General features: G+C 40.0%; 10 protein-coding genes. 6 read left to right on the top strand and 4 right to left on the bottom strand.

Translation table 11 applies throughout. The features are described from left to right. The first annotated feature begins 65 nt into the window (after positions 1-65). Positions 66-578 carry a Fur family transcriptional regulator gene (locus ACT3ID_RS05260; protein WP_491540944.1) on the top strand — a complete coding sequence of 171 codons (513 nt, stop codon included), beginning with the start codon at positions 66-68 and terminating at the stop codon, positions 576-578. 33 nt (positions 579-611) lie between these two features. Next, complete coding sequence (locus ACT3ID_RS05255) at positions 612-1,109, top strand: GNAT family N-acetyltransferase (protein WP_491540943.1); 498 nt, start codon at positions 612-614, stop codon at positions 1,107-1,109. Between the two features lie 104 nt (positions 1,110-1,213). Here ACT3ID_RS05255 and ACT3ID_RS05250 read toward each other — a convergent pair whose 3' ends face one another. After that, a complete protein-coding gene (locus tag ACT3ID_RS05250; protein ID WP_491540942.1) occupies positions 1,214-3,769 on the bottom strand; it encodes a PAS domain S-box protein in 2,556 nt (851 codons plus the stop codon). A gap of 451 nt (positions 3,770-4,220) precedes the next feature. Here ACT3ID_RS05250 and ACT3ID_RS05245 point away from each other — a divergent pair, with 451 nt between their 5' ends. The 4 genes from ACT3ID_RS05245 to ACT3ID_RS05230 all read left to right on the top strand — a co-directional run bounded on the left by ACT3ID_RS05245 (position 4,221) and on the right by ACT3ID_RS05230 (position 7,913). Continuing rightward, entirely contained in the window at positions 4,221-4,685 is a 465-nt protein-coding gene (locus tag ACT3ID_RS05245; RefSeq protein WP_491540941.1) for a methylated-DNA--[protein]-cysteine S-methyltransferase, read from the top strand. A gap of 81 nt (positions 4,686-4,766) precedes the next feature. Further along, the gene (locus tag ACT3ID_RS05240) at positions 4,767-6,368 is read left to right on the top strand and encodes an amidohydrolase family protein (protein ID WP_491540940.1); all 1,602 of its coding nucleotides are present in this window, start codon (positions 4,767-4,769) and stop codon (positions 6,366-6,368) included. A gap of 244 nt (positions 6,369-6,612) precedes the next feature. Next, positions 6,613-6,999: a (2Fe-2S) ferredoxin domain-containing protein gene (locus ACT3ID_RS05235; protein WP_491540939.1), complete on the top strand. Its 387-nt coding sequence runs from the start codon at positions 6,613-6,615 to the stop codon at positions 6,997-6,999. Between the two features lie 449 nt (positions 7,000-7,448). Beyond that, complete coding sequence (locus ACT3ID_RS05230) at positions 7,449-7,913, top strand: hypothetical protein (RefSeq protein ID WP_491540938.1); 465 nt, start codon at positions 7,449-7,451, stop codon at positions 7,911-7,913. Positions 7,914-7,945: 32 nt separating this feature from the next. On the opposite strand, the gene ACT3ID_RS05225 is transcribed toward ACT3ID_RS05230, so the two are convergent. The 3 genes from ACT3ID_RS05225 to ACT3ID_RS05215 form a co-directional block, all read right to left on the bottom strand. Continuing rightward, positions 7,946-10,930, bottom strand: a complete 2,985-nt coding sequence (locus ACT3ID_RS05225) for a PAS domain S-box protein (RefSeq protein WP_491540937.1) — start codon at positions 10,928-10,930, stop codon at positions 7,946-7,948. A 19-nt stretch (positions 10,931-10,949) separates the two neighbouring features. Then, positions 10,950-12,386, bottom strand: coding sequence for an ATPase domain-containing protein (locus tag ACT3ID_RS05220; protein ID WP_491540936.1), 1,437 nt, complete (start codon positions 12,384-12,386; stop codon positions 10,950-10,952). Positions 12,387-12,617: 231 nt separating this feature from the next. Next, positions 12,618-13,265, bottom strand: a complete 648-nt coding sequence (locus ACT3ID_RS05215) for a LuxR C-terminal-related transcriptional regulator (protein ID WP_491540935.1) — start codon at positions 13,263-13,265, stop codon at positions 12,618-12,620. Between the last annotated feature and the right edge of the window lie 362 nt (positions 13,266-13,627).

Raw genomic sequence — 13,627 nt, 5'->3', positions numbered from 1 at the left:
GGATTTAGGCGGTTGAGTTTTTTTGGGAACTCCAATTCATTATATTAAAAGAAAAATTTGTTGATATGGCTCATCCAGCGAAAGAAGAAACAATTAACGTAGTAAAGGAGATCTTCAGCTCCTACCTAAAGGAACATAATCAGCGACAGACCCCGGAGCGTTTTATGGTGCTTGAAGAAATTTATCGGGCGGACGGACATTTTGATGCTGATGATATCTTTTTCAACATGAAAGATGGCGGCACTCGTGTCTCACGTGCCACGGTTTATAATACGCTCGATCTGCTTGTAGAATGCGGATTGGTCCAGCGGCAGCAATTCGGCAAAAATCAGTATTACTACGAACGTGCTTATGCTTATCAGCAACACGATCATATCATCTGTAAAGAATGCGGTGCCGTACTGGAATTTTGTGACCCCCGCATTCAAGAGATTAAAACCATGATGGAAAAGATTCACAAGTTTAATATTTCAGGGCATTCACTTCACTTCTTCGGTGCTTGTGAGGATACAGAGTCGTGTTCTCGTCGTCAGGAAATCAAAGACAAAAAAAATAAGAAGAAATCTGAAGTCAACTAATAATTCATCGGATATTCCTGGCAATCTTCCCTTATGATAGAGCCGGCCCGTCCCGAACATCTTGAAACAATTAATGATATTTATAATCAAGCTGTAGAAGATGGACTGCGCACAGCGCACATAAAACCTCTTACCTACGAAGAACGAAAATCATGGTTTGAAAGACATCCCCGGGATAAGTTTCCGGTTTTTGTCTATTCAGACAAAAAAGATAACGTGCTCGGCTGGATTTCAGTTTCTGCTTATCGATCCGACCGACAGGCACTAAACGACGTTGTGGAGATAAGCTATTATGTGGATTACGACCATCACGGGAAAGGCATTGCTACTGAATTGATGAATCACGCGCTTCAATTTTGTGAAGAGACCGATTATCGGATAGCCGTTGCTATCCTGATCAGTAGTAATGAAGCGAGCATTAATCTCCTGCAAAAGTTTGGTTTTATTGAAGGGGGGCGCATCCCCGACGCTCTGCATTTTGGTGATGGTGATGAATACCGCGATCATCTTTATATGTATAAAAATCTTTGACTCGGTTTTCTGCGTCTGAATATTCATTCCCAAGCTGGAGCTTGGGAATTAGAGTATAAATTCAGGATGACACCTGCTCCTGAAGATTAAAACATATAGTATTTTTAAACAAAAATATTGCTCGATGAACCCGACTTCCTAACTTTCCTGAAGGAAATTTCGTACCGTGTTCCCTCCCCTTTTTGGCTTATTACCTTAATTTCTCCATTCAACTGTTTAACCAATTGATTTACAAGTTGATGGCCTAATGAGGTCTCAGTCATTTTCTCAAACTCCTTCGGTAGACCGGGTCCATTGTCCACTATAACGAGATTAATAGTCCCATTCCGGCTTTTTAATTTGACCTCAAGCTTATGTTCTTGTCCCTCCTCAAAAGCATATTTAAAGGCATTTGTCACCAGCTCATTTATAATCAGAGCGCAAGGTAATGCCTGGTTTATATTCAGATTGACATCATCACAGTCGATGCTAATCACAACATCATTACGCTTACCCAGAATGCTTGCAGAAACTGAATCCACCAGATCAGCCACATAATTTTCGAGTTCGAGATTGGCAAAATCTTCTGACTCATATAGTTTTTCATGGATTTTTGCCATTGTATGGACCCGTGACTTACTCTGCATTAGCACTTTATACACAGTAGTATCCTCATCCCAGTTCATAGCCTCGAGGAGCAACAGTCCTGAAATTATTGCCAGATTGTTTTTTACACGATGATGGATTTCTGATAACAGAACCTCCTTTTCTTTCAGAGATTTCTTTACTTCGTTTTCAGTTTGTCTCAACTTTGTGATATCGGTATATATACCAAAAGCTCCTATAGGCTCTTCATCAATGGTAACTGGTAATGCTCCCACCAGCAGATCTCTCCTCTCCCCTTGTTTTGTTATACGCTGATCTTCATAATATTTAGAACTTCCTGAATCTGTGAATACATTTCTATATATATCCTCTATCTCATCATACCGCTCTTCCGGCAACTGATGTTCTAGCAGATCCTCTCCGATAAGCTCATCTTCAGAATAACCAAATAGCTCTTCAAAACTTTGATTTATCTTTTGCACCTTTCCATCAACATCTATCATTGCAATGGCTACAGGAGATTTTAGGAAGAGGCTCTCAAATAATTCTTCGCGTCTTCTCAACTCATTCTTTGCCTTTTCCTGTTTTGTGATATCCTGAAGTACGCCCGACATTCTGATAAGTTCATCCTGATTGTTAAAGGTACCCTGGGCCCTACATTTTGCATATATAACTTCATCCCCATTACCAATTCTAAGAGCATAGTCCAAAGACTCTTTAGTCTGCCTGGCTTTCTCCATGACTTTCTCTAGCTTTGAGCGATCGTCGGGATGAACTAACTGGCTGAAACTCTCCAGAGTTTTCTCAAAGCTATCTTGTTCAACATTCAGAATATCATAAAGTTCATCAGACCATCTCACCTCATCTTCCTTCACATTATAACTCCACCACCCGATCCGAGCTAATTTCTGTGCTTGTTTCAATCGTTCTTGTTCGGCCTTAAGCTCACTTTTCATTTCTTTTATCTCTGTCAGATCTCGAAGTATGGCATGTAAATAAGTATCTTCTCCCAGATCAATTTTATTGAGACTGACTTCAACATCTATCAGTTCACCATCCCTATTTTTGTGACTCCACTTAAATATCTGTGGTTTCCCCTCCCTGGCTTTTTTAATCTTTTCTCGGGCTTTTTCAGATGAAAGTCTGCCATCTGGTTGTATCTCTGGAGAAAAGTCCAACGGATTTTTCCCAATGATCTCTTTTTTGGGAACGCCAAAAATTTCTGTTATCTGCTGGTTGCAATCCACAAAAGTCATATCATTCATCAAAAAAATACCATCATTGGCATCCTCAAACAGGCGATGATATTTTTTTTCTCTGTACTCAAGCTGTCGTTCATATTCTTTACGCTGACTTATATTTTCTATAAAAGCCACCACTGATTTCAGTTCACCATCAGCATACCGTAATGCCGAAGCATGAATCAACACTTCCATATATTCTCCACCCTTCAGTCGGATCGTAGTTTCAAAACGATCACTATCTTTTTCACCGGTAGCTAATTCATGAATCCGCTTTTTTATAAAATGGACTTGGTCTTCATCCAAAATGCCCATCTCAAATATCGACGCTCCAAGCGCTTCATCCTTCGTATACCCGGTTTTCTTTTCTGCCCTTGTTGACCACTCAATAATTCTGAAGTTGTGGTCATACTTCACCATACCCAGCGGATTATTATTAATGTGGTGCTGTTGCTCTCGGTAAGCTTTTTCCACCTCATTTTTTAGAGTAATCGTTTCAGTTAAATCATGAATATGAACAATTCTGATTTCTCGATCATCTGCTTGATAGAATTGAGACGTCACTTGAACGTGAAGAATTTCTCCCTCTTTTGTTTGATGACGATACGTATTATTCTCTGTTCTTATCGATTCTTCACCCAAACGATCAAGTCTGTTAAGAAATATTGGGATATCTTTGGGCGGGCGAATATCTTCGACGGTAAGCTTGCAAAATTCCTCTCTCGTGTATCCATATTTTTGCGTAGCACTTTTATTAACCTTCAGAATCTCAAGGGTATCAACATCAAAGATTAGCATTGGATTGGGATGATCCTCGAAAAATAATGTAGGCATATCCATAACTTTTATACCTCAACCAATCAAGCTCTCCTGTTAGTGGGAAAATATAATAATAGTATTATTAAAAAATTTTAATAATAAAAATATTTATCCAGGTACGGTAATGTGCGCAAATAAATTACAATTAATGAATTGACAATTAATCACGTTATACCACTCATTTTTCTCTCTCCAATGTTGAGCAATGGTCTTTCTTTTTCAGAGAATGAAGGTGATAAGATTATAAAATGCCCATATGACGCTGTAAGGGGCAAAAAATGAGGCCTCCGGAGTATCCGTCCGGAGGCCCTGTGCTTTAGGTTTCAGCATTTAGGAGTGACTAGTTGACTAACTAGATAGGGTCTAGAGAGACAATAATAGTGCGTTCTGTATACAAGAGTATTGCGAAGGGTATTTGTTACAAAAAAATTTATTTTCTTTTCAGAAATCTATAATTACCTAACTTATGATCACTTATTTTAACTCTCCAATTGGATGGCTGGAGCTCTCAGCTTCCAAAAATGCCCTGAAATCTATCCGCTATAACAAAGAACCTGTCAATGAAAAATCTTTCGGGAAAACAAATTCAATAATCGATCAAACCCGCAAAGAGTTAAGTGAATATTTTATCGGAGATCGAAAAGAATTCAGCATTCCGTTAGATCCTGAAGGCACAACGTTTCAGAAAAGGATCTGGAGCTTGCTGCAAAAAATTCCGTACGGGCAAACAACGACATATGGAGCATTAGCTAATAAGCTGGGTGATCCCAATAAAGTGCGGGCTATTGGTATGGCCAATGGCAAAAATCCCATCCCCATAATTATTCCCTGCCATAGGGTTATTGGTTCTGACAATCGGTTGGTGGGTTATGGGGGTGGTATAGAGAGAAAGCGATTTCTGTTACAACACGAGGGTGCCGTACTTTTATAATCAACTTAATAACTTTTTACTGTTGGCTGTTACAGCAGTTGTTTACATTTATCTCGTCACATGCTAATCAAATTATCTTCTATGTCCACCTTACGACCTTTATTAATAGTACTACCAGTAATACTTATTCTCGGACTAACCGGTTCTTCTTTTGCCCAGGTTCAGGAAGCACCTGATCGCACAATGGGTGAAGGACCTTATGATAAACTCATCATCCGCGGAGTAACATTGGTGGATGGAACAGGATCGCCACCGATGGGTCCGGTTGATGTGGTCGTAGAAGGCAACAGAATCACAGCTGTGCAAAACGTGGGATATCCCGGCTTGCCTATTGATGAAAACAGAAGGCCGGAAGCCGATTCCAATACAAAAGAGCTGAATGCTGAAGGTATGTATCTGCTGCCGGGATTTATTGATATGCATGCTCATACAGGCGGATCAGCACAGGGAACACCTGCCGAATACGTTTACAAGTTGTGGATGGCTCACGGTATCACTACCATCCGCGAGCCGGGTTCGTTTAACGGCATGGATTGGACACTGCGGCAGAAAGAGCGGAGCCAAAATAATGAGATTGCTGCACCGCGTATCTCGTCTTATGTGGGTTTTGGGATGGGACACGGCGGTGAAATTACAACGGCCAAAGAGGCACGCAATTGGGTACGGTCTATTGCTGATGACGGTGCTGACGGAATAAAATTCTTCGGAGCCAGCAGAGAGGTTTATGAAGCCGCCATTGATGAGGCTAATAAACTGGGTCTGGGTACTATGACACACCATGCCCAAACACGGGTAGTATACAATAATGCGCTGGAATCCGCCCGGCTTGGTTTGACGAGCATCACGCACTGGTATGGAATCCCCGAAGCGCTTTTCGATGATAAAGTCATACAAGATTATCCGCTCGACTATAACTACAGCAACGAACAGCATCGTTTTGAAGAAGCCGGCAAGCTCTGGGAACAAGCTGCAGAACCATATAGCGATAAATGGAACAACGTAATGAATGAGATGCTGGAGCTGGATGTCACGCTTAATCCCACCTTTACTATTTACGAAGCCAGTCGCGATTTAAGCGCCCAGCGACGCGCCGAATGGCACGAAAAATATACTCTCCCCTCTCTCTGGGAATTCTATAAGCCAAGCCGAAGATCCCATGGCTCGTACTGGATTAACTGGGGAACCGAGCAGGAAGTGGACTGGAAGAAAAATTACGATCTGTGGTTTGAATTTGTCAATGAGTTCAAGAATCGCGGCGGACGTGTTACGCTTGGCTCTGATGCGGGCTACATCTACAAACTTTACGGCTTCGGATATATCCAGGAGATGGAGATGTTTCGAGAGGCCGGTTTCCATCCACTGGAAATCTTTCAGGCTGCTTCATTAAATGCGGCTGAAGTACTAGATATGGATGATCAGATTGGTACGATTGAAGTGGGAAAACTGGCTGACATGGTGCTTGTTGATGCCAATCCGCTGGAAAATCTGAAAACGCTTTACGGCACGGGCGCTATTCAAGTGAACGACGAAAACGAACCGGTGCGTGTAGGTGGCATCAAATACACGATTAAAGACGGTATTGTATTTGATGCTCAAGAAATGCTACAGGATGTTGCCGAAATGGTGGAACAGGCAAAGAAAGAAAAGAATTATGAAATAACTCAACCGGGACTGAGCTATTAATTTAGATTTATATATCCCCTTATTGAACGTATAGTTCGGGAGTTAAGGCCAAGCTCTGGATTTTTCTTCCCTCGGCAGGTGTTATGACTGTTCTGTGACTGACCGGTATCTGCTTGTCCTTTTATCCTATTGGTCAAAGCGGTGTAACCTATAAAACCTGACAGACCGAAAGAAGCGCCACGAGAAAAAACAGATTGAATCTGATCTTTCAATAAAATTATCAGCATAAATAATTTTGTCACCAATGAACAAACGCGTAAGAAAAAAAGCAAAAGAGTTACATCTTGATAAAATTCAGCGCCATATATTTCTTTGTGCCGATCAAACCAAACCCAAATGCTGCAAGAAAGAGATTGGGCTTGAAGCTTGGGCTTTTCTGAAAAGACGTCTCAAAGAATTGAACATGGACGGATCGGGCGGCATCTATCGGACGAAAGCCAACTGCCTGCGGATCTGCAAAAAAGGACCAATTGCTGTTGTTTATCCAGAGGGCACCTGGTATCACTCCTGCAGACCCAAGGTCCTGGAACGAATCATTCAGGAGCATCTCATCAGAGGTAAGCCGGTGGAAGAATATATGTTTGCTGAACAACCGCTACAGGATATCAAAACTCATCGTTTTGAAGATTAGCTCTTAAAAAACTAATGATTGGCAGACCATCCCCCACTTAAAAAACCACCGCCCCTTTCGCAAATTGCAATTTTTACTAGCTGTTTCAAGCGTCCACGCTTGAAACTATTAGTGTGTGTTAAGTGTGGACGCTTATCACAGCAAGATTTCAAAGCCCGCTCCTCGGCATGACCTATTATTTTATATCTCCCCCCCAAGCTCCTGTTTTACCTCATTCCCAAGCCTGTCCTTCGTAGTTTTAACGCAGTAGGACTCCAGTTTGGGAATCTAATTATGCGTTTAACTCCGCAACTTCGGTTCAAAGCAAGAGCTTTGTACAAGGAATTATATCTTCCGCACTAAATCTGATAGCAACAATACATTAAAATCTCATTATAAAACAGTTCAGTTAATCAGAAATTTTTACTTTACAATTTCATCGGTTTCGATCAATAAAATTCCTTCTGATTATGAAAAAGTCATTGGTTATTGTTCTATTTTGTGGATCTCTGCTACTGGCAGGTAACTCTGCGATAGCTCAGGATAATCGCATTGGAATTGGAGCAATGATTAACAGTCCTACGGGTGTGAGTGCAAAGGTTTGGGTCAATAATACCCTGGCAGTGGATGGAGCCCTTTCGTTTACTATTTCTGAAATCAGCTCAAATATCTATCTCCACTCTGATGTTTTGAAGCATGGATATGCCATCAGTCATAATCAGTTGCAAAATTATTATGGGCTAGGAATTCGGATCTTGTGGAGTGATATTAGCGATAATATTACAGCAGGACTTCGCGGGCCTATGGGTGTAACTTACTCCTTTGAAGAGACAAGCATCGAAAGCTTTTTTGAAATTGCTCCCATTCTTGATTTTGCTCCTGATGCCCGTTTTTTCTTCGGCGGAGCCGTAGGGATGCGAATTTATTTGAATTAGCAGTCATTTCATCTCCATTCAGCAGAGAAGATTTACTGCATAAGTGTACTACTAGACCCTTTGAGTTCCTGTTTTTCAAAGGAAAAAGTAAACGATAAGCCATTTTGATTCTTAGTATCAATCTCAGCGTTGAGCTGTTTTATCAACGTGTCAATAATCGTATAGCCCAGAGATTTACTTTTTTTGCTGTCAAAATTTGACGGCAATCCCTTTCCGTTATCGCTAATGCTTATGGTAATAACATTCTCTTTCTCCTCCAGTCGAACTTGTATATTTCCGCATTTTTGTTCTGTAAATGCGTGCTCATAAGAATTTGAAATTATTTCATTGATAATCAGAGCGCAGGGAACCGCTTGATTTACGTTCAGATGAAAGGAGTTATAATTAAGATCCAATTCAATATTATCTGAAACTGCAGAAACCTGGCTTACGTTGTGAAGCAGATCTTCAACATATGATCCAAAATTAATTCTGGAAAGTGACTTTGACTGATATAATTTTTCATGAATCAAAGCCATTGTTTTAATTCGATTTTTGCTGTCGCTCAGCTGACTTTTAACTTCTTTATTTTGAGTTTTAAATGTTTGGAGTTCCATCATCCCCGAAACGACCGCCAAATTATTTTTTACCCGATGATGAACTTCTTGTAAAAGCGTCTCCTTTTCTTTTAAGGATTGTTCCAAATCGCGTTCATATTTTACCCGTTCAGTAATGTCTTGGGCTACTTGTTGAAGTCCCCTGCGGCCATCATCCAATTGTATGGGTACTGTCTGGGATTCCAGATAAAGTAAATTTCCCCTGGCATCTCTTATCTTAAAAGTATTTGACTCAACGCTTTCTCCTTTTAACACTTTTTGGAACCAACTTTTTTTTAAGTCAACTCTATCCTCAGCCATTTCTATAAGTTCAAGATAATTTTTACCTATTAGGTTATCGGGATGACTATACCCCAGGATCCTGGCTCCGGCCTCATTAATAAATTGTATTGTCGCATCCGGTTCCAGTATTTGTATTAAATCCGGAGCATTTTTAACCAAGTTCTCCCACTGTTCCCTACTTTTTTTCAGTTCTTCCTGAACAAGGATACGATCTATTTTCGAACAAAGAGTACCAGCAATCCCTTCTATTAGTTGTCGCTCTTCATTAGCGAAAGAACCTTCATCCAAAACTTTTTTCTCCTCAGTGTAGACTACATTTACTGAAAGCAGATTATCTCCAATACTGTTACTCTCAGCAGAAATCTTCCAGCTGGTATCGCGATAATCATCTGTTTTATAGGTTTTTCCCTTAAAGGTTATCGCTGCCTCAGTAATTTCAGGATACTTCCACCCCTCAGGTAAATATTGCACGGCCTTGTCAAGTAATTTATCAACAGATTCATCTTTCTCTGACAGGCTCGAAATATTATACAGGCATTTCTGCTCTTTAATACGTTCCTTTAGCTGATCCGTGGCCTCTTTGAGATCAGTTATATCCGTCGAAATACCACAGAGGCAGTGTTCAAAACCGGGCACCCCTTCTAGTGGATATTTTATGGTATAGTAATACCGCGTTTCATCCTCCAGCGGAATGACCTCTTCTACCTCCAGTGTTTCTCCGTACTGCAGAACTCTCCTGTCATTATCTTTTACATTGTCAGCTATCGTATCCCCGTGAATTTCTTGATCCGTTTTCCCGATTATCTCATCCCGACTGAGACCAAACAATTTTGTGTAGCTGTCATTTACCAGTCGTACCTTTCCTTCAGAATCTTTTACATAAATAATTGACTCTGTCTGATTGATAATTGCATCCATTAACTTTTGATGCTGCTTGAGCTCAAACTGGGCTTTTTTAATTTCGGACAGGTTCATTCCCGATCCAACAATAAAATATTTATCTCCCTTCATAAACTTCCGGGCTGTTACATAATGAGGGATCAATTCACCGCTTTTCGCCTTAATCTTTACTTCCGCTTCCGCAACACCGGTTTCAAGAACTTTTTGAATTAAGTTTGAAATAAATTCCTGATCTTCTTTGCGAAACAGATCAAGCGGATACATATCCTTCATATCTTCATCACTATATCCCAACACTCGCTCAATGTTGTTCCACTTGATAAAGTTTAAATCCTCGTCGATCATATAAAACAATTCCGGCAGACTTTGGATCGCCTTATCGATAAAACTCTTCTCTTCTTTAAGCTTTTGCTCATACTCTTTGCGAGCCGAAATATCGCAGGTACTGGCCTGTATCTCAGTTATTTCGCCCGTCTTCTCATTCCCGATCGGTCTCATTATACTTTCGACCCATTTATATGAACCCGATTTCATTTTTTTTCTAAATGTCCACCGTTCTATCTTGTCATCTTCAAACTCTTTTACACTTTCTCGCAGGCGGTCTCTGTCATCGGGATGAATGATGTCAAAAGCATTTAATCCAACTAATTCTTCGGGCTGATAACCCAGCAATTCTTCACTAGCAGGCGAAACATACAAATAAGTGCCGTCGGGCGAATGACGTGTAATCAAATCCGTCGAATTATTTGCCAACAACTGATATCTCCGTTTTTCTACCGTAAGCTCCCTGTTTTGCTTCTTAAACTGACGATTCTTTTCTCTCAGCTTCAACGAATATTCTCTCTGACGCAACAGTAGTTTAATACGAGATTCTATCAGTTTTTTCGTTGCAGGGATATATATCACATCATCTGCAAGTTCCAGAAGTTCGGGATCATTTCGAATCCGCTTCTCATCCTTAGATAATAATAATATGGGGAGAAATACCGGTTGTACCTGTTCCTTCAGATTTTGCAGATCCTTCCGGTGCAACTGAAATGAGTATTCATCTAACAAATAAAGATCAAATATTTCCCCGGTTATCTGATTTCCATGCTTCTGAATCTCCACAGAAAAGTAACCCGGTAAAGCCTTCTGTACTAGTTCACCATCTTTGTAGTTTCGCAGCGATAACGAAATTGTCGGGGATATGCCCTGATCTAAGCGTGCCGATTCTTTATTTAACGTTAAGCTTTTCATTGTTATCCCTTACTGCGAGTTATCCTACTATTTCCGGATTACCGCTTAAAATACCACGCATATTATCCAGTGGTTTACCAATTTTGATTCCTTCTGAAGATATTTCGTACTGGCGTATTTTCTTTTCAAAATCACTTAATCGCTTTTTCAGAACACCAATAGACTTACGTAATTCGCCATTTATTTCAAGATAGCGTAAGAACATAATGTTGTCGGCCAGATAGCTTGCATTCATATTCGTTGCCCTAAAGGTACCAGTTACACTCTGCGACTCATTGATAAGAAATATAGTTACACCCATATTCTGCAAATAAACAGTAAGTGAATGAAGGCGCTCCAAAATGTTTTCTTCCCGGATAGCCAGATTATACCCGCCTATTGAATCAAGCATCACCATCCGGGTATCATTTTTTTCCACATCAGTTCTTACTATTTTTGCGAACTCATCGGGCGAATAGGAAAGCGGCTCAATCGACATAATCTTTAAAGTGCCTGACTCCAGCATCTCATCGATCGGAATATTAACCATCCTTGATCTATTGATGATTAATTCTCTTGATTCTTCAAACGTATACAACGCCGCCCGTTCATCACGAGAAGCCGACTCTTTTAAAAATTGGAGTCCGAGATTGGTTTTACCCACTCCCGTTGCTCCTACAATAAGGGTCGTGGTCCCCTTTTCTATCCCGCCGTGCAACAACTTATCGAGCTCATCTATACCGGCCGATAATGTTTCCTGCTGAAACATTCGCTCATAATTATTAGGATGTAGCCTCGGAAAAACAGTAATTCCCTGGTCCGAAATTTTAAAAGCATGTGTTCCCTTATTGTAATCTGAACCCCGGTATTTGGTAATCTCTATTTTCCGCCATGCCTCGTTGTTATCCAATTGTATTATTCCATCTACCCAAAAAGTAGCATCATTATCAGATGTATTATCTTGAGATTCTGATACCAACAACAAGGTGGCACCACTGTTTGTTACAAAATTGATAAATGAGAGAGCTGTCTTTCGCATCTGAAAAGGATCAGGATTTAGCATCCTTAACATTGTTATAGAGTCAAACACAACACGAGTAGGTTCGTGCTTTTTTACAGCCTCGGCAATAGCCTCCAAGATAGGTCCCTGTTCAACATCGGCAGATGAAAACACACTGAAAGAACTTGAGCTGGCATTCAGGTCATCCTGCGGACTCAAATCAAGAAAGGCGACATCAGAAAGGTTAACGTCCATATTCGATGCATTTGAGACAATGCTTTCTTTAGATTCTCCAAGTGTGATGTATAAAGTTTTTTCGCCACTTTTTGCAGCCTCACTCAAAAAGTGCAATCCAAATGTAGACTTTCCAGTTCCCGGACCACCTTGTATTAAGTATGCCTTTTGGGGAATTAACCCGCCTTGCAAGATTTCATCAAGCCCACCTAAACCGGAAGAAATTTTTTCTCTGTACTCCATTATTTTATTATCTGCTGACTCCTTATTTTTTAATCATGATACAGAAAACTAAAGGATTAAAAAATCTTAACAATCGAGTAAAAGGCCTATTGCTATCATTAGGCTTTTACACGTATTCTTCATTAAAAAACACCCTTTAAGGAGGTCTAAGGCAGGTTCGGCGAACGTAATCTATAATTGAAATACAATAGGTTAGTTCGTCTGCAGGCTCCCAAAAGATCGGATAAACCCTTATTCTTTAAGGGGATATATCTGATTTCTGATAGCATATTTCACCAACCCAGCTGTATTCTTGGCCTTGGTTTTTTGCAAAATATTACGACGGTGAGCATCAACCGTACGAACGCTTATGGAAAGCTTATCCGCTATTTCTCGATTAGTCAATTCCTGGCAGATTAAGGTAAGAATTTCCCTTTCCCGTTCGGTTAGATCAGCTGATATATTATTGCTTTGAGAATTTCTGTTTGTTTCGTTATAAAGCTTGCGAATAACTTTATCAGAAAGGTACAAGTCCCCATCATTAATTCGTTTAATCGCTCTTATCAGCTCATCGGAATCCTGATTTTTACTTATATACCCCGAAGCTCCCGCCTGTATTACCTTCTTTATTTCGCTGGGGTTTTCATCTTCGCCAATAGCAAGGATTAAAAAATTCGCACAGTCTTTAGTTATCTTTTTTATAGCTTTTAACCTGTTTGAACCCGACAGATTAAGATCAAAAATAAGAATATCCAGCTCATCAGTAGATATAGAATCCAGCTCACTAATCTCATTTGTTGTACCTTTCACCTCCATTTCACTCTCACTGGATAGAATTCTTTTAAATCCGTCGCGTAAAATAGGAGATCGTACAGCTATAAAGATGTTCAATGGTTCCATCAATTAGCTCAGATAAGTTAATTTTAATCGATACGAGGGGCTAACAAAATACAATTTACAATAAATCTCTTCTCCCCATAATACATTACCAATGTTCTACTTTTCTTCTCAATCTGTGAAAAAACATTTATACAATAAGTGATTTCATCGAATATATGAATAGGTCAAACCGCCTATATTTTTTGTAGGTAGTTTTAAATAGGCATAAAGTATTAAGTCATTGTAATAAAAATAGGTATGCTCTTCCCGAGAAATCCTAATTATAAAAGATCAGTAGTTACAATACAATATATGTTATTTGTACATATTAGATCCCTACTGTCAGGTTTTAAAACCATAACCAATCTGCGGGAATCTTTTTA

It is taken from the genome of Fodinibius sp. GM108 (assembly GCF_058386985.1).
The sequence above is the reverse complement of the archived record's forward strand: the minus strand, read 5'-3'. Positions and strand labels throughout refer to the sequence as shown.